Annotated in this window: 15 protein-coding genes; 14 read left to right on the top strand and 1 reads right to left on the bottom strand. The window is 54.3% G+C overall.

Translation table 11 applies throughout. The annotated features are described in order from the left end of the window. Nucleotides 1-52: 52 nt before the first annotated feature. Nucleotides 53-601, bottom strand: a complete 549-nt coding sequence (locus L971_RS01780; protein WP_024369910.1) for a VOC family protein — start codon at nt 599-601, stop codon at nt 53-55. A gap of 118 nt (nt 602-719) precedes the next feature. On the opposite strand from L971_RS01780, the gene L971_RS01785 reads away from it, so the two are divergent. The 14 genes from L971_RS01785 to L971_RS01850 all read left to right on the top strand — a co-directional run bounded on the left by L971_RS01785 (nt 720) and on the right by L971_RS01850 (nt 15,443). Then, entirely contained in the window at nt 720-1,442 is a 723-nt protein-coding gene (locus L971_RS01785; RefSeq protein WP_047374031.1) for a membrane protein, read from the top strand. A 67-nt stretch (nt 1,443-1,509) separates the two neighbouring features. Beyond that, the gene (locus tag L971_RS01790) at nt 1,510-3,720 is read left to right on the top strand and encodes an ATP-dependent RecD-like DNA helicase (protein WP_197053152.1); all 2,211 of its coding nucleotides are present in this window, start codon (nt 1,510-1,512) and stop codon (nt 3,718-3,720) included. 309 nt (nt 3,721-4,029) lie between these two features. Then, nucleotides 4,030-6,669 carry an alanine--tRNA ligase gene (gene alaS, locus L971_RS01795; RefSeq protein WP_024369913.1) on the top strand — a complete coding sequence of 880 codons (2,640 nt, stop codon included), beginning with the start codon at nt 4,030-4,032 and terminating at the stop codon, nt 6,667-6,669. 37 nt (nt 6,670-6,706) lie between these two features. Then, nucleotides 6,707-6,973, top strand: coding sequence for an IreB family regulatory phosphoprotein (locus L971_RS01800; RefSeq protein ID WP_024369914.1), 267 nt, complete (start codon nt 6,707-6,709; stop codon nt 6,971-6,973). Between the two features lies 1 nt (nt 6,974). Then, nucleotides 6,975-7,397 (top strand): Holliday junction resolvase RuvX, encoded by a 423-nt coding sequence (gene ruvX / locus L971_RS01805; protein ID WP_024369915.1) that lies wholly within the window; start codon nt 6,975-6,977, stop codon nt 7,395-7,397. A gap of 13 nt (nt 7,398-7,410) precedes the next feature. After that, nucleotides 7,411-7,707, top strand: coding sequence for a DUF1292 domain-containing protein (locus L971_RS01810; protein WP_024369916.1), 297 nt, complete (start codon nt 7,411-7,413; stop codon nt 7,705-7,707). A 71-nt stretch (nt 7,708-7,778) separates the two neighbouring features. Further along, the gene (mltG, locus tag L971_RS01815; RefSeq protein WP_024369917.1) at nt 7,779-8,921 is read left to right on the top strand and encodes an endolytic transglycosylase MltG; all 1,143 of its coding nucleotides are present in this window, start codon (nt 7,779-7,781) and stop codon (nt 8,919-8,921) included. Between the two features lie 65 nt (nt 8,922-8,986). Next, nucleotides 8,987-9,628 carry an O-methyltransferase gene (locus L971_RS01820; RefSeq protein ID WP_024369918.1) on the top strand — a complete coding sequence of 214 codons (642 nt, stop codon included), beginning with the start codon at nt 8,987-8,989 and terminating at the stop codon, nt 9,626-9,628. Between the two features lie 16 nt (nt 9,629-9,644). Continuing rightward, on the top strand, nt 9,645-10,283 hold the full coding sequence (gene udk / locus L971_RS01825) for a uridine kinase (protein ID WP_024369919.1): 639 nt from the start codon (nt 9,645-9,647) through the stop codon (nt 10,281-10,283). 63 nt (nt 10,284-10,346) lie between these two features. Continuing rightward, the gene (gene greA, locus L971_RS01830) at nt 10,347-10,820 is read left to right on the top strand and encodes a transcription elongation factor GreA (protein ID WP_024369920.1); all 474 of its coding nucleotides are present in this window, start codon (nt 10,347-10,349) and stop codon (nt 10,818-10,820) included. Between the two features lie 55 nt (nt 10,821-10,875). Next, nucleotides 10,876-11,580, top strand: coding sequence for a 5'-methylthioadenosine/S-adenosylhomocysteine nucleosidase (gene mtnN / locus L971_RS01835; protein WP_024369921.1), 705 nt, complete (start codon nt 10,876-10,878; stop codon nt 11,578-11,580). A 75-nt stretch (nt 11,581-11,655) separates the two neighbouring features. Then, a complete protein-coding gene (locus L971_RS01840) occupies nt 11,656-12,615 on the top strand; it encodes a beta-ketoacyl-ACP synthase III (RefSeq protein WP_024369922.1) in 960 nt (319 codons plus the stop codon). Beyond that, nucleotides 12,612-13,844 (top strand): beta-ketoacyl-ACP synthase II, encoded by a 1,233-nt coding sequence (gene fabF, locus L971_RS01845; protein ID WP_024369923.1) that lies wholly within the window; start codon nt 12,612-12,614, stop codon nt 13,842-13,844. Before L971_RS01840 ends, fabF begins: the two co-directional genes overlap by 4 nt. A 66-nt stretch (nt 13,845-13,910) precedes the next feature. Next, nucleotides 13,911-15,443 carry a peptide ABC transporter substrate-binding protein gene (locus tag L971_RS01850; RefSeq protein ID WP_047374034.1) on the top strand — a complete coding sequence of 511 codons (1,533 nt, stop codon included), beginning with the start codon at nt 13,911-13,913 and terminating at the stop codon, nt 15,441-15,443. Nucleotides 15,444-15,534 lie beyond the last annotated feature (91 nt).

The following is a 15,534-nucleotide window of genomic DNA, read 5'->3' on the forward strand; positions in this document are numbered from 1 at the left end:
CTTTGCCATTTTTTCTCATCTTATCATGCGGCTTGCTCGGCATCTACCGAAGTTATAACTGCTTCGTCGTGATTTTCACCGGCTCACCGGCGAACTCGCCATACGCCTCGTCCATGTTTTTCGTATACAGCTCGATGATGTTTTTGCTCGGATCTTTAAAATAGACGGAACGCTCTTTGCCGTTGACGGTCTCATCTTCATCCCACGTCCGCAATTTCGTCGGGATGTCGGACGATGTCAATACATCGAGCGCTTGGTCAAATGAGTCCATCGGCACATAAAAAGCGCAGTGGACGTGCGCGCCGCCCTCATCATAAAGCGTGTCCCATTCGGTCACATCTTCGTTCCGGTTTGCGTCTTCTTTTTCTGTGAAGTTTCGTTTCAGCCAAAGTCCGAGACGGGTGTTGCCGCCAACGTACAGCCACGTTGCCCAAGGCTCATTCGCCTGTTCTTGCGCTTTGCTCGGTTCGGCGTCGTCACCGACCCATTGTTCGACGATCGGGAGACCGAGCTTTCCATGCCAAAAGTCTACGGCTTCGGCCATGTCGGTCACTTCTAGTACGAGCTCACATAGTCCGGTTACCGGGATTCGTTTCGTCATGCGTCATTCCTCCTTCATAGGTTCACTCGAACAGTTCCCCGTTTGATTCGCTGAAAAACGTGCGTAGCCGTCCGAGTGTTCGGGAAATGCATAAGGGATAATAGGGAGGAGAGACATTATGCGAATCATCAGTCTAGTCAGCGTCATCTTATTTTTTATCGTCGAATGGTTCATGCTCGGTCGGATGTTCACTGCGATTGACAACCGATTGGCGGAAGGGGAATGGACGAATAACGTCTTTTATCGCGTCATCATCGAATCGGAACGGGCGACGACGACGTTGCTCATCTTGTTTGCGACGTTTTTCGTCATCGGACTTCTTATGCATTGGTTGCTTTCGACGAGTCGGTCGTTCCGCCAATCGCTTGGCGTCGTCGGCATCGGCTGGATTGTCCCGCTCGTGCTTGCCATGATCGCCTGGGTCGTCCCGCACCCGTACATCCAACTCGGACTTCTCGTCTTGCAAGTCTCGTTCATTCCGCTCATCCCGTTCATCGGCCAAGCGTTGCGTCTCGGGCACGTCATCCTGAACTGGGGCGTTCACGTCGCGGCGAGCGGCCTCGTCCTGTTCATTCAACGTCCCTCGCTCGAGAAGCTGTTCCGGGTCGAGCGGACCGAGCTGCTCGAACGTTTACAAGGCTACGTCAATACAGGCGAACTAGAACGGTTCGAACGGTTGCTGGAACAAGTCGACGTGGCCCAACTCGAGCGCTTGTTCAATACAGTCGACATCGACCAGCTCGAGCGGCTGTTGAATCGGGTCGACATCGATCAATTGATTCGCATCTTTGAACGGGTCAACCTCGACCAACTCGAGCGCATCCTCAACTTGTTCGGTTAGGCCATTTGTTCTCCTCTTCCGAATCGGGCTATAATGGGGGATGGAAAACTAGCTGGGGGTGGCTCACATGATGGCAGCACCTTACGAGTTGACAGGAAAAGTCATCCGCGTCCTGTTTCAATCGGAAGAAGAAGCGCACACGATCGCGCTTGTACGTATAAAAGAAAAAAACTTTGAGACCGACGAGACCGAGATGGTCATCGCCGGTGTCGGTGTCGGTATCGAGAAAGGCGAGACGTATAAGGCGCACGGCCGTCTCGTCGATCATCCACGGTTCGGGAAACAGATGAAGGCGGATTGGATTCGCCGCGTCGTCCCGATGACGAAACGAGCGGCCGTCCGCTTCTTGACGAACGGTTCGTTCCCGGGCATCGGGCAAAAGACGGCGCAAAAGATCGCCGACACGCTCGGTGACGATTGCATCGACCAAATCGTCAAACATCCGAGCGTTCTCTCAAACGTCGACGGATTGAAAGAGAAACAAGCCCGTGTCATCACGGAACGGTTGAACGTCTTGTATGGCGTCGACCAATTACTGTTGTTCTTGGCCCCGTTCGACGTGACGCCACGGCTCGCCTCGAAGATTCATAAAGAATATGAGGGCCGGGCGATGGAGACGATTGAGAAGAACCCTTATGCGCTCATGTACGATGTGCAGGGGATCGGCTTCAAGACGGCCGACGCCATCGCGGCGCATTTCGGTATTCAAGGCATCCACCCGGAGCGGATCGCCGCCGCCGTCTTGTACGTCCTCGAGCTCGAGCAAGGGAACGGACACTTGTTCGTCACGTCGGACCAACTTGCGAACGACATGCCGCGTATCATCGGCGGTGACCCGGGCGATGCGCTCGTGTCCGCGCTCGAGACGCTCGCGCAAGACGAACGGATCATCATCGAGGACGGCGTCGTCTATCATCCGCGCGTTTATCGGGCCGAACGAAAGGCGGCGGAAGAACTCGCCCGCATCATGTCGACGTCGACGACAGAAGACGTCGACATGGCGACGATCTTTGACGCCGTCGGCCGCGTCGAGGAGATGTTCTCGATCGAGTATGCGACTCAGCAACGCGAGGCGATCGAGCTCGCATTGAAGTCACCGCTCATGGTGCTCACCGGCGGACCAGGTACGGGTAAGACGACCGTCGTCCGCGGGATCATCCATGCGCTCAGTGACGTCTTCGATTGGAAACTTGAACCGGTGCCGAACCAGCCGTTCCCGTTCGTCCTCGCCGCACCGACCGGGCGGGCCGCGAAACGGTTGAGTGATTCGACCGGGCTCCCGGCGTCGACGATTCACCGATTGCTCAAATTTGACGGCAGTTCGTTCCAAGTCGACGACACGAACCCGCTCGTCGGGAAAGTACTCATCGTCGACGAGGCGTCGATGATCGACATCTTCTTGTTCCGCAGTCTGCTCCGCGCCGTTCCGAACGGGATGAAAATTCTCTTCGTCGGGGACCGGGACCAATTGCCTTCGGTCGGCCCTGGCCAAGTGCTCGCCGACTTGATGGCGACCGATGGGATTCCGGTCGTCCGTCTCGATGTCGTCCATCGGCAGGCGTCCGAGTCGAGCATCTTGCGTCTCGCACACTCGCTGAACGCAAAACAAATGCCGGATGATTTGCTCGCGGCGCTACCGGATCGACGCTTCTATACGGCGAACCAAGAAACGGCGCTCCAAGCCATTTGTCAGATGGCCGGGGCCGCACTCCGAAAAGGGTATTCGCCGTTTGACATCCAAATTCTCGCACCGACGTACCGCGGTGTCTGCGGCATCGACGGATTGAACGAGGCGCTTCAAAACGTGTTCAATCCAAAGTCGGCCGCCCGTGAAGTGAAGCACGGCAACCGGACGTACCGGAACGGGGACAAAGTGCTCCAACTCGTCAACAACGCCGAGGAGAACGTCTATAACGGGGATATCGGGGAGATCACGAACATCTTCTATGCGAAAGAGAACGTCGACAAAGTCGACAAGATTTACATCCGTTTCGACCAAATCGAGGTCGAGTACAACCGGAGCGAATGGGACCAGTTCACACACGCCTATGCGATCACGATCCATAAGTCGCAAGGGTCCGAGTTCCCGATCGTGCTCATGCCCGTCTTCTTCAACGGCGGGTTCCGTTCGTCCCGCAACTTGATTTACACGGCCGTCACGCGTGCGAAGAAGAGTTTGCTCTTGTTCGGTGACGTCCGGGCGCTCGAGGCGGCGACGCGTGAGGAAGAACCGGTACGCCGGACGAAACTCGTTGAACGGCTCGGCGGCAAGTCTTGACGAACATATGAACACGTGTAATAATGACGAATAGAAAACTGAAACGATTAAAGACGATGAAAGAACCGAGTACGTCGTCACCGCCTCATCAGAGACATCTTCCTAGGCTGCGAGAAGATGGGGGTCGGCCGACCGAAGCTAGTCTGGAGTCCCCACTCACCCTGGGCGCCTCATCCGCGTTATCGGATGTTCGAGGCACGGCTTTGCCGTGCGAACGAGGGTGGTACCACGAAGCGATGCTTTCGTCCCTTTCCATAGGGATGGACATCGCTTTTTTTCGTTTCGTTTAAACTGAAGGAGGAATTGTTGATGAAACCGCTCAAACCATTAACTGGCGCACAGATTCGCCAAATGTATTTAGATTTCTTCAAATCAAAAGGACATAGCGTCGAACCGAGTGCCTCACTCGTCCCGGTCGAGGACCCGACGCTTCTTTGGATCAACTCAGGTGTCGCGACACTTAAAAAATACTTCGATGGTCGCGTCATTCCGGCGAACCCGCGCATCGTCAACGCGCAAAAATCGATTCGGACGAACGACATCGAGAACGTCGGGAAGACGGCGCGTCACCATACGTTCTTCGAGATGCTCGGGAACTTCTCGGTCGGGGAATACTTCCGTGAAGACGCGATCAAATGGGGCTGGGAACTCCTCACGAGCGACGAGTGGTACGGACTCGACCCGGACCGCTTGTCCGTGACGATCCACCCGGAAGACGAAGAAGCGAAGCAAATTTGGCTCGAGCTCGGTGTACCGGCTGACCGCATCATCCCGCTTGAAGAAAACTTCTGGGAAATCGGGGAAGGCCCTTCTGGCCCGAACACGGAGATCTTCTTCGACCGTGGCCCGTCGTTTGGGGACGACCCGACCGACCCGGAACTTTATCCGGGTGGTGAGAACGAACGTTACCTCGAGATTTGGAACATCGTCTTCAGCCAATTCAACCATGACGGGCACGGCAACTATACCGAGCTCCCGCGGAAAAACATTGATACAGGGATGGGTCTCGAGCGGATGGCGAGCGTCATGCAAGACGTGCCGACGAACTTCGATACGGACCTATTCATGCCAATCATCCGTGAGACGGAAAAAATCAGCGGCGAGACGTATCGCGCTGACAACAGTAAAGACGTGGCGTTCAAAGTCATCGCCGACCATATCCGGACCGTATCGTTCGCAATCGGTGATGGGGCGCTCCCATCGAACGAAGGCCGTGGCTACGTCCTCCGTCGTCTCCTTCGACGTGCCGTTCGTTACGCGAAGATGCTTGGGATCGAGCGTCCGTTCATGTACGAGCTCGTCGACGTCGTCGGCGATATTATGGTCGACTTCTACCCGGAAGTGCGCGAGAAGAAAGACTTCATCAAGAAAGTCGTCAAGAACGAAGAAGAGCGTTTCCACGAGACGCTTCATGACGGTCTTGCCATCTTGAACGAAGTTGCGAAAGCGCAAAAAGCGGCCGGGTCGAACGTTATCAGCGGGGAAGACGCGTTCCGTCTCTACGATACGTACGGGTTCCCGCTCGAATTGACGATCGAATACGCCGAAGACCACAAACTTTCGGTCGACGAGGACGGGTTCAAACAAGCGATGAACGCGCAGCGTGAACGTGCCCGCACGGCGCGTGCCGACGTCGAATCGATGCAAATCCAGTCGGGCGTCCTTGCGGACATCACGCTTCCGTCGACGTTCACGGGATACACGAACCTTGAGACGGATGCGAAAATCATCAGCTTGATTCACGACGGCGAGCTCGTCGACGTCGTCGGAGCCGGAGAAGAAGCGCAAGTCATCCTTGACCAAACGCCATTCTACGCGGAGAGCGGCGGTCAGATCGGCGATAAAGGACAAATCGTCGGGTCGGACTTCGTCCTTCATGTCAAAGACGTGTCAAAAGCACCGAACGGGCAGAACTTGCACACGGTCACGGTCACGTCAGGTGTTGCCAAGGCGGAAGTTGCCGTGACGGCAACGGTCGACTTCGATGCGCGTCAAGCGATCATTAAAAACCACACGGCGACGCACTTGTTGCATCGTGCCTTGAAAGACACGCTCGGTGAGCACGTCAACCAGGCCGGTTCACTCGTCACGCCAGACCGTCTTCGTTTCGACTTCTCGCATTTCGGTCAAGTGACGGCAGAAGAGCTCCAGTCAATCGAGCGCCAAGTGAACGAACGCATCTGGGCGTCGATCGGCGTCGACATCGAAGAGATGAACATCGCCGACGCGAAAGCGAAAGGTGCGATGGCGCTCTTCGGTGAGAAGTACGGGGATGTCGTCCGCGTCGTCGCGGCCGGTGACTCGGTCGAGCTTTGCGGTGGTTGCCACGTCGGTAACACGGCCGAAATCGGTCTCTTCAAAATCTTGTCGGAGTCAGGTATCGGAGCCGGCACACGTCGGATCGAGGCGGTCACGGGAGCTGGGGCTTACGAAGTGATGAACCAGCATATCGAGACGCTTGAGTCAGCAGCGAAACTGCTCAAGACAAAACCGCTCGAAGTGCCGACTCGTGTCCAAGCGCTTCAAGCTGAAATGAAAGAACTCGAGCGTGCGAGCGAATCGCTCAAAGCGAAACTCGCCAACATCGAAGCGGCGTCCCTCACGGATGCGATCGAGACGATTCAAGGCGTCCCATTGATCGCCAAACGTGTCGACGGCCAAGATATGGACGCGCTTCGCGGCATGGTCGATGAACTGAAAGGAAAACTTGGCTCAGCGGTCATTATCCTCGGTTCGGCGAACGGTGACAAAGTCAACCTCGTCGCCGGTGTGACGAAAGACTTGAACGATCGTGGCTTCCACGCCGGAAAACTCATCAAAGAAGTCGCGACTCGTTGCGGCGGAGGCGGTGGCGGCCGTCCAGACATGGCGCAAGCCGGGGGCCGTGATGCTACAAAACTGGACGAAGCATTGAAGTTTGCTTCACATTACGTCGAATCACTGGCATAATAGAATGTGAAGTGCAAACGGAAAGAGGTGGATTCTTGTGAGCCAAATGGATCGCACGATGCAATTCAATTTTCCAGAAGATGATAATCGCGCCAACACTCGAGAGACACTGATCACGGTGTACAAAGCACTCGAGGAGAAAGGCTACCAACCGATCAATCAAATCGTCGGATATTTGTTGTCAGGTGACCCTGCCTATATCCCGCGTCATAACGATGCGCGAAACTTGATTCGCAAAATCGAACGAGATGAACTGCTCGAAGAGTTGGTCAAATCGTATTTGAACGATCGTAGAGAGGACTAATATGAAGCGAGTCATGGGGCTCGATGTCGGGTCGAAGACGATTGGGGTCGCCGTGAGCGACCTCATGGGATGGACGGCGCAAGGGGTGGAGACGGTCTACTGGACCGAACCGGACTTTGACGAAGCCGTCCGTCTGCTCCGTCCGATTATCGAGCAGTACGAAGTGAAAGAAGTCGTCGTCGGTCTCCCGAAGAACATGAACGGGACGATCGGGCCACGCGGTGAGGCGTCAGAGGCGTTCGCAGCCGCGCTCACCGAGGCGACGGGCTTACCGACGATTCTCGTCGATGAGCGCCTGACGACGATGCAAGCGGAACGGATGCTCATCTCAGCAGACGTCAGCCGTAAAAAGAGAAAGGCCGTCATCGATAAGATGGCAGCCGTCATGATTTTACAAAACTACCTGGATCGTTCCGGGAAATAAGGAGGAATTACTCATGGCAGAAATCCGTCGTGAAGAAGAAATGTACCGTATTCCAGATGAAAATGGAGACGAGCATTTATTTGCAGAAATTTTCCGTATGACGAGCGACCGCTCGAAAAAGACGTTCGTCGTCCTCGAGCCGGTCGGTAACCCGGAAACAGAAGATGAAGACACAATCGAAGTATACGCATTCGAAATCGAAGAACTTGAAGATGGCGAATTCATCTTGAAGCTCGTCGAAGACGATGACGACTTCGAGGAAGTCATGGAAGCGTTCGACATCGTCAACGACGAAGTCGGTTTAGACTAATACGTGGAGGGGCGACTAGGGGAAACCCTCGTCGCCCATCTTCATAAAAGAAGAACAGGGGAGACACATGCATGAACTATCCATCGATGCCAGATGAGAAGCGTGCACGAAGCCGGATCGTTCGTCGAATCACGGTCATCATCCTTGCTGTCTTTCTTCTTGTCATCGCCACCGGTGCCGCCGTATCGTACGCTTTCGTGAAGCGGTCACTTGAGCCAGTGGACCCGGCTTCGACCGAAACGGTCGAAGTCGAGGTGCCGCTTGGTGCCGGCTCAGGTTACATTGGCGACCTACTCGAAGAGAATGGGCTCGTGAGGAATAGCGCGATTTTCCGTCTTTATACACGGTTTAAAAATGAATCATCGTTCCAAGCGGGGACGTATACGTTGTCTCCGTCACAGTCACTTGACGAGTTGATTGCCACACTGAAAACGGGTAAAGTGATCGTCGTACCGGACATCAAGCTCGTCATTCCTGAAGGGTTCACGATTGACCAAGTCATCAAACGGCTTGCGAATGTCGCAGAGCTCCCAGAGGAAGAGATTTCAGCTCAGCTGAGCGATGAGGAGTATATCCGTTCGCTCGTGGCTAAACATGAGATGTTGACCGACGAAGTGCTAGCGGAAGGGATTTACCATCCGCTCGAAGGGTATTTGTTCCCGGCGACGTATGAGTTTGACAAAGGCGTCACACTCACACAAATCATCGACGAGATGCTCAAGCCGACAGAACAACTTTACTTCGAGAATAAGGCGACACTCGAAGCGGCGGGACGCACGTTCCATGAGACGCTCGCCCTCGCCTCGGTCGTCGAGAAAGAAGCGGTCTCGACGGAGGACCGTCAAGAGATCGCCGGTGTGTTCGAAAACCGTCTCGCTGACGGTATGAGGCTACAATCTGATCCGACCGTCTGGTACGGAACGGGGGAGACTTCGATTTTCACATCGTTCAATGACTTACAGAACGACTCGCTCTACAACACGTACAAGTATGCGGGCATTCCGATCGGCCCGATCGCCTCGGTCAGCCGAGATGCGTTCACCGCGACGCTCAACCCGAACGACACGGAGAACGTTTATTTCTACGCGCGTCCTCCACGTGAAGGGTTCCCGAACGGAGAAGTGTTGTTTGAAGTGACGTATGAGGCGCATCAACAAAACGTCAACCAGTACCGACCGGAATGGGAAGCGTTCGAAGCGGCCAACAACAATTGACGGAATCGACCGGAAGCTCTCGCTTCCGGTCGTTTGAATGAATAGAGAGTAAGAGGTGTCAACAAGTGGAACATTCATCCTATGAAGGTTATGTGGAGAATTTGGTCACCCCTCGCTCACCGCTCTTAGCGGAGATGGAGGAGTTCGCCCGCGTTCATCACGTGCCGATCATGGACTTGACCGGGTCGGAAGTGTTGTTGTCACTCCTCGCGATGCAACGTCCGGCCCGGATCCTTGAAGTCGGAACGGCAATCGGCTATTCAGCGATTCGGATGGCGGAACTGTTGCCAGAGGCGGAAATCGTCACGATCGAACGGAACGTGCGCCGTCACGAAGAGGCGCTGTCGTTCATCGGTCGTTCCGACGTGAAAGATCGAATCACCGTCATCCACGGAGATGCGGTCGAATTGATCGGATCGATTGAAGGACCGTTTGATGCGGTGTTCATCGATGCGGCGAAAGGGCAGTATCAAAAATTTTTTGATGGGTATGGCGCTTTAGTACCAATTGGTGGTACGATTTACAGCGATAATTTATTTTTACGAGGAGACGTGTTGCTCGAAGACGTGTCAGTACTTGACCGCCGCCGTCGTCGGCTCGTCCGTCTCGTAAAAGAATTCACAGAGCAATTGATGGCACGGACCGATTATCATACTGCAATTTTGCCCCTTGGTGATGGCCTAGCAATCAGTCGTAAATTACGATGAGGAGGATTCAACTTTGATGCAACATAAACCCGTCATTATCGGCGTGGCCGGAGGGACCGGATCAGGTAAGACGACCGTGGCCCGCGCGCTCGTGGATGCGTTCAAAGGACAATCGGTCGTCATGATCGAGCAAGACGCGTATTATAAAGATCAATCGGAGATGACGATGGAGGAACGGTATAAGACGAACTATGACCATCCGTTCGCCTTCGACAACGACTTGTTGATCGAACATATCAAGCAGTTGCAGGCACATCAAGCGATTGAAAAACCGGTCTATGATTACGCGGCCCATACACGCTCGGATCAAACGATTTTGATCGAGCCGGTCGACGTCGTCATCGTCGAAGGAATTTTAGCGCTCGAGGACGATCGTCTTCGTGATTTGATGGATATTAAAGTGTTCGTCGACACGGATGCGGATGTCCGGATCTTACGTCGGATGCAGCGTGACTTAAATGAACGCGGTCGCTCGATCGATTCGGTCGTCGCGCAGTATACGAACGTCGTCCGACCGATGCATCTACAATTTTGTGAGCCGACGAAGCGTTACGCCGACATCATCGTCCCAGAAGGTGGCGAGAACTTTGTCGCCATTGACCTGCTCGTGACGAAAATCCGTTGGGTGCTCACGGAACGTAACCGCACTTACTAAATAAATCGTTTTCAATTTATCCCTAGCTGTAATATACTAGGAGACAATGAAGGAGTGACAGAAATGGCTGAAAAACAACACTACATGACGTTAGACGGAAAAGCGAAGATCGAAAATGAATTGAACGAACTGAAGACGGTGCGCCGTAAAGAAGTCGTTGAAAATATTAAAATCGCTCGTGACTTCGGCGATTTGTCGGAGAACGCTGAGTACGACGCAGCAAAAGAAGAACAAGCAATGGTCGAAGGCCGCATCGCCCAACTAGAAGAGATGCTCCGTAACGCCGTCATCATCCAAGATGACGTGGCGGACAACTCGATGGTCGCGATCGGGAAGACCGTGACGTTCTTCATCCAAGCGGATAACGAAAATGAGACGTACACGATTGTCGGTGGCGCCGAGGCTGACCCGTTCACAGGGAAAATCTCGAACGAGTCACCAATCGCGAAAGCGCTACTTGGCCGTACGGTCGGAGACGTCGTGAACGTGCAAACACCAGGCGGCGACATGGTCGTCGAAATTAAAGAAATCAAGTAAGGACAAGCGAGCGACATCCATTTGGAGGTCGCTCTCTTTCTGAGGAGGTAACAGGATGAAAATCGGAATTATCGGGGCGATGGAAGAAGAAGTGAACTTGCTTCGCAATGAATTGACAGAACGGACCGACACGGAGATTGCGAACTACCACTTTTATGAAGGGTACCTCGGGAACGTCGAGGTCGTCATCTTGAAGTCGGGCATCGGCAAAGTGAATGCGGCGATCGGGACGACGCTCTTGATCGATAAGTTCAAGCCTGACGCCGTCATCAACACTGGTTCGGCCGGCGGCTTCAAAAAAGGGATGAAAGTCGGCGACGTCGTCGTCTCGACGGAAGTTCGTCATCACGATGTCGATGTGACGGCGTTCGGCTATGAGTACGGACAAGTTCCGGGCATGCCGGCCGCTTATCCGGCAGACGGACGTCTCATGGACGTCTGTAAAGAAGTGATCGAGAACTTGCCTGATGTGAACGTCCACACGGGACTGATTGTGACCGGCGACTCGTTCATCAACGACTCAAAACGTGTCGCGGACATCCTCGGCCATTTCGAAGGCGTCGCCGCCGTTGAGATGGAGGCGGCTCCGATCGCCCAAACGTGCTATCAGTTCGGTGTCCCGTTCGTCGTGACGCGTTCAATCTCTGATAGTGCCGATGAAGAGGCGAACTTATCATTTGACGAGTTTTTAGAGACGGCGTCCATCAACTCGGCGAAAATGGTCATGGCGGTCACGAAACGGCTCGGTCAAGGTGAATAAATGAGAGGGATGCGTTGACATCCCTTTTTCATTGTCTTATATTAGTACCAGATACTAAGAATAGGGGTCATTATTATGAACATTGGAATCATTGGCATCGGTTCGTTCCTTCCGGCTAACCGGGTCACGAACATCGATTTGGAACAACGAATGGATACGAGCGACGAATGGATTCGGACCCGGACGGGGATTGAAGCGAGACATTTGGCCGATGCGGACGTGACCGTCGCCGATATGGCGACACGGGCCGCCGAACGCGCGCTCAAGAGTGCGGGCGTGTCGATTGACGCCATCGACGCCATCGTCTGTGCGACCGCGACGGCACCGTCATTCCCGGCGACCGCCTGTCTCGTCCAAGCGAACCTTGGTGCCAAGCGCGCCGTCGCTTTCGACGTCAGTGCGGCATGTAGCGGCTTCATCTTCGCGATGGACACGGCGAAGAGCTTGATGGCATCAAAAGGCTTCAAACGCACACTCGTCATCGGGGCGGAGAAGATGGGCAACTTGATTGATTGGGACGACCGCTCGACCGCCGTCTTGTTCGGGGACGGGGCCGGGGCCGTCGTGTTAGGGGAAGACGACGTCGCTTCAATCGACTCGATCGTACTCGGCAGTGACGGTATGGGCGGCAAGCATTTATACGAGAACGACGAAGGTAAAATCGTCATGAACGGACGTGAAGTGTTCAAGTTCGCCGTCCGGAAAATGCCGGACATCGTCGTCGAAGCACTCGAGCAGGCGGGGAAGACGATTGCCGACATGGATGTGCTCGTGCCGCACCAGGCGAACCGACGCATCATCGACGCGGCGATCGAACGGTTAGGACTAGCTGAAGAAAAAGTCGTCGTCACGATTCAAGACCATGCGAACACGTCGGCCGCTTCGATTCCTCTCGCGCTCGCCTCAGCGGTGGAGAGCGGGAAAATCGCGGCCGGACAGACGGTCGTCATCGCCGGCTTCGGAGCCGGGCTCACTTGGGGAGCGAGCTGTATCACATGGAATAACGCTAACATCACGGAGGAGATTAGTTCATGAAACGAGTAGTAATCACAGGGTTAGGTGTCGTATCACCGCTAAGCAATGATGTCACGGAAATGTGGGCACGGTTATTGAACGGGGAAAACGCCGTCGACACGTTGACAAAGATCGATATCGACCAGTATCCGGCCAAAGTCGGGGCTGAAGTCAAATCGTGGGATATCAGCCATTTGGTAGAGCCGAAAGAAATCCGCAAGATGGACTCGTTCATCCAATATTCGATTTTAGCAGCGGACGCTGCCCATAAAGATAGCGGCCTCGACGTATCGGCCATCCCGAATCAAGTCGGGACGTGGATCGGGAGCGGCATCGGCGGTGTCGAGACGATCGACAAACAGTCGACCGTCCTTCACGAGCGTGGACCGCGCCGCATCAGCCCGTTCTTCATCCCGATGATGATTCCGAACATGGCGAGCGGTCAAGTATCGATCTATCTCGGGGCGAAAGGACCGAGCAACTGCTCGGTGACGGCTTGTGCTTCCGGGACGAACTCGATCGGGGAAGCGTTCCGTGTCATTCAACGTGGTGACGCGCTCGCCATGTTCGCAGGCGGTGCCGAGGCACCGATCACGCCACTCTCGTTCGCGGGATTCTGTGCGAACAAAGCGCTATCGACGAATCCAGACCCGGAGACGGCGTGCCGCCCGTTCGATGAGAACCGTGACGGCTTCATCATGGGAGAAGGCGCGGGTGTGCTCGTTCTCGAGGAATACGAGCATGCGAAAGCGCGTGGTGCGAAGATTTATGCTGAAGTCGTCGGCTACGGGATGAGCTCGGACGCGTACCATATCACGGCACCATCACCAGAAGCGGAAGGTGGCTCGAAAGCGATGAGCGAGGCGTTACGGGACGCAGGGATTCGCCCGGAGGACGTCCAATACATCAACGCCCACGGAACGAGCACACCGCTCAACGACATGCTCGAGACGAAAGCGATTCGGAACGTGTTCGGGGAACATGCCGACAAACTCGCCGTCAACTCGTCAAAATCGATGATCGGACATCTGCTCGGCGCGGCAGGCGGCGTCGAGGCCGTCATCACGGCGCTTTCGATTCATGAAGGGAAAATCCATCCGACGATCCACTGTGCGTCACCAGCGGCGGATTGTGACCTCGACTACGTTCGAGAAGGAAACCGGGAACTTGATATCCAGTATGCACTGAGCAACTCACTTGGCTTCGGGGGCCATAACGCGACGCTCGCCTTCGCGAAAGTGACAGACTAATAGTAGAAAAAGATGCCAAAAACGGGTAGGGTATAAGGGTTGGTCTAACAGAGAGGAGAATGCGAGATGAAACGATATTTCATCGGTGCCGCCTTGTTAGGTTCAGTCCTTATCCTTTTTTTCATCCTTTGGTATGGACAACGAGACACGGCGCGAGAACTGGCATCACCAGCAGAACAAATCATTACGATTCACGGAGAGACGCTACCGGAGCAACCGAACACGCTGCTCGCCATCGACCCGAGTTCACAGACGATTTTATCGCACTTATATGAAGGATTGTACCGCTTCGGGAAAGACGGGACGGTCGAACCGGGACTCGTGGAAGACATGGAACGCTCAGATGACGGGACGACATACACGTTCACGTTAAAAGACAGCGAGTCATTCAACGGAGAGGCGGTGACGGCCGAGACGTTCGTCGAGCGGTTCCGTATGCTTGCCGACGATGACACGAATTCTCCGTTCAGTTTCTTCTTAGAAGATGTCGTGAACGGAAAGGCGATTAGCCTCGGGACAGAAGAACCGGAGACGCTCGGTGTGCGGGCACTCGATCCATCGACACTTGAAGTGACGCTCGAACGGCCGATGGAAGGATTCGAGGAAATTCTCGCCATGCCGGCTTTCTTGCCTCAAACGGCGATTGGCGAATGGCAGGAGCTTGATGGGAACGGACCTTTCCACATTCAGTCAATCGACGCCGCGCAATTGACACTCGTGAAAAATGAACGCTATCATGCTGCGGATGATATCACGCTCGAAAAAATCATCGTATGGGCCGATGCGGCACTCGGGCAAGAGTCGACCGGTATCCATCCGATCCCATACGGAACCGAAGAAGCCGTCTTCGAGTCGTTCGAAGGAGAAATCGTCAACGTCCCGCGGAGCGGTGTTTTCTATTTAAAACCGAACGTTGACGAGTATCCGTTTGATGATGTCGAGTTCAGGAAGAGCCTAGCTCTTGTGCTCGACCGGGACGCGATTGCCTCGAAACTCGCGCGGGCCGAGCGGCCGACGGAGCGTTTGCTCGTCATCGATGAGACGGAAACGAACGCCACCCTCGAAGGGGACGCGGCCGAGACGTTCGAAGCGGTGAAAGAACGGTTGCAACAAGAAACAATCGAAATCGAGCTTCTTAGTTTCGTCGATGATGAAGCAAGACAAATTGCCCAGTCGATCAAGCAAGACTTTGAGCAACTCGACGGACTCAAAGTCAACATCGTCGAACTTCCGCTCGGAGAAAAAGTTAGGAAAGAAGTCGCAGGGGACTATGCGCTGTCGCTCTCTGGGTGGCAGCCGGATTATCCCGCTCTCAGCGCTTACTTGACTCAGTTCGAGACGGATAATTATTTAAATTCGAGTGGTTATGCTGACGAGACGTACGATCAATTGATGGCGGACGCCCGGGCGACAGAAGGGTTAGAAGCACGCGATACGAAGTATCGACAAGCCGAACAGCACTTGCTCGAACAAGCTGTCGTTATTCCAATCTATCAAGCTGGAAGAACGTACGCCGTCGATGGAAAATATGCGGAAATCGGTTTTCCAGTCATCGGTCCTTCGTACGTCCTACATTTTTCGGAAGTTTATAAAAAATGAGTAAAAAGCCCGTCTATTTAGGCGGGCTTTTCGACTATGGTAAAAATTTTTTAGAAAAATCAAAATAAATACTTTGCAAAATTATCAGAAT

The sequence above is a fragment of the Exiguobacterium sp. ZOR0005 genome (genome assembly GCF_000798975.1).
GTDB classification, from domain to species: Bacteria; Bacillota; Bacilli; order Exiguobacteriales; family Exiguobacteriaceae; genus Exiguobacterium; species Exiguobacterium aurantiacum.

What these genes read in the sequence shown, in the direction of transcription:
- mtnN (WP_024369921.1), top strand. Translation starts at nt 10,876, where the DNA reads ATGAAAATCGGAATTATCGGGGCGATGGAAGAAGAAGTGAACTTGCTT.
- L971_RS01785 (WP_047374031.1), top strand. Translation starts at nt 720, where the DNA reads ATGCGAATCATCAGTCTAGTCAGCGTCATCTTATTTTTTATCGTCGAA.
- L971_RS01810 (WP_024369916.1), top strand. Translation starts at nt 7,411, where the DNA reads ATGGCAGAAATCCGTCGTGAAGAAGAAATGTACCGTATTCCAGATGAA.
- alaS (WP_024369913.1), top strand. Translation starts at nt 4,030, where the DNA reads ATGAAACCGCTCAAACCATTAACTGGCGCACAGATTCGCCAAATGTAT.
- L971_RS01850 (WP_047374034.1), top strand. Translation starts at nt 13,911, where the DNA reads ATGAAACGATATTTCATCGGTGCCGCCTTGTTAGGTTCAGTCCTTATC.
- L971_RS01790 (WP_197053152.1), top strand. Translation starts at nt 1,510, where the DNA reads ATGATGGCAGCACCTTACGAGTTGACAGGAAAAGTCATCCGCGTCCTG.
- udk (WP_024369919.1), top strand. Translation starts at nt 9,645, where the DNA reads ATGCAACATAAACCCGTCATTATCGGCGTGGCCGGAGGGACCGGATCA.
- mltG (WP_024369917.1), top strand. Translation starts at nt 7,779, where the DNA reads ATGAACTATCCATCGATGCCAGATGAGAAGCGTGCACGAAGCCGGATC.
- greA (WP_024369920.1), top strand. Translation starts at nt 10,347, where the DNA reads ATGGCTGAAAAACAACACTACATGACGTTAGACGGAAAAGCGAAGATC.
- fabF (WP_024369923.1), top strand. Translation starts at nt 12,612, where the DNA reads ATGAAACGAGTAGTAATCACAGGGTTAGGTGTCGTATCACCGCTAAGC.
- L971_RS01780 (WP_024369910.1), bottom strand. Translation starts at nt 601, where the DNA reads ATGACGAAACGAATCCCGGTAACCGGACTATGTGAGCTCGTACTAGAA.
- ruvX (WP_024369915.1), top strand. Translation starts at nt 6,975, where the DNA reads ATGAAGCGAGTCATGGGGCTCGATGTCGGGTCGAAGACGATTGGGGTC.
- L971_RS01840 (WP_024369922.1), top strand. Translation starts at nt 11,656, where the DNA reads ATGAACATTGGAATCATTGGCATCGGTTCGTTCCTTCCGGCTAACCGG.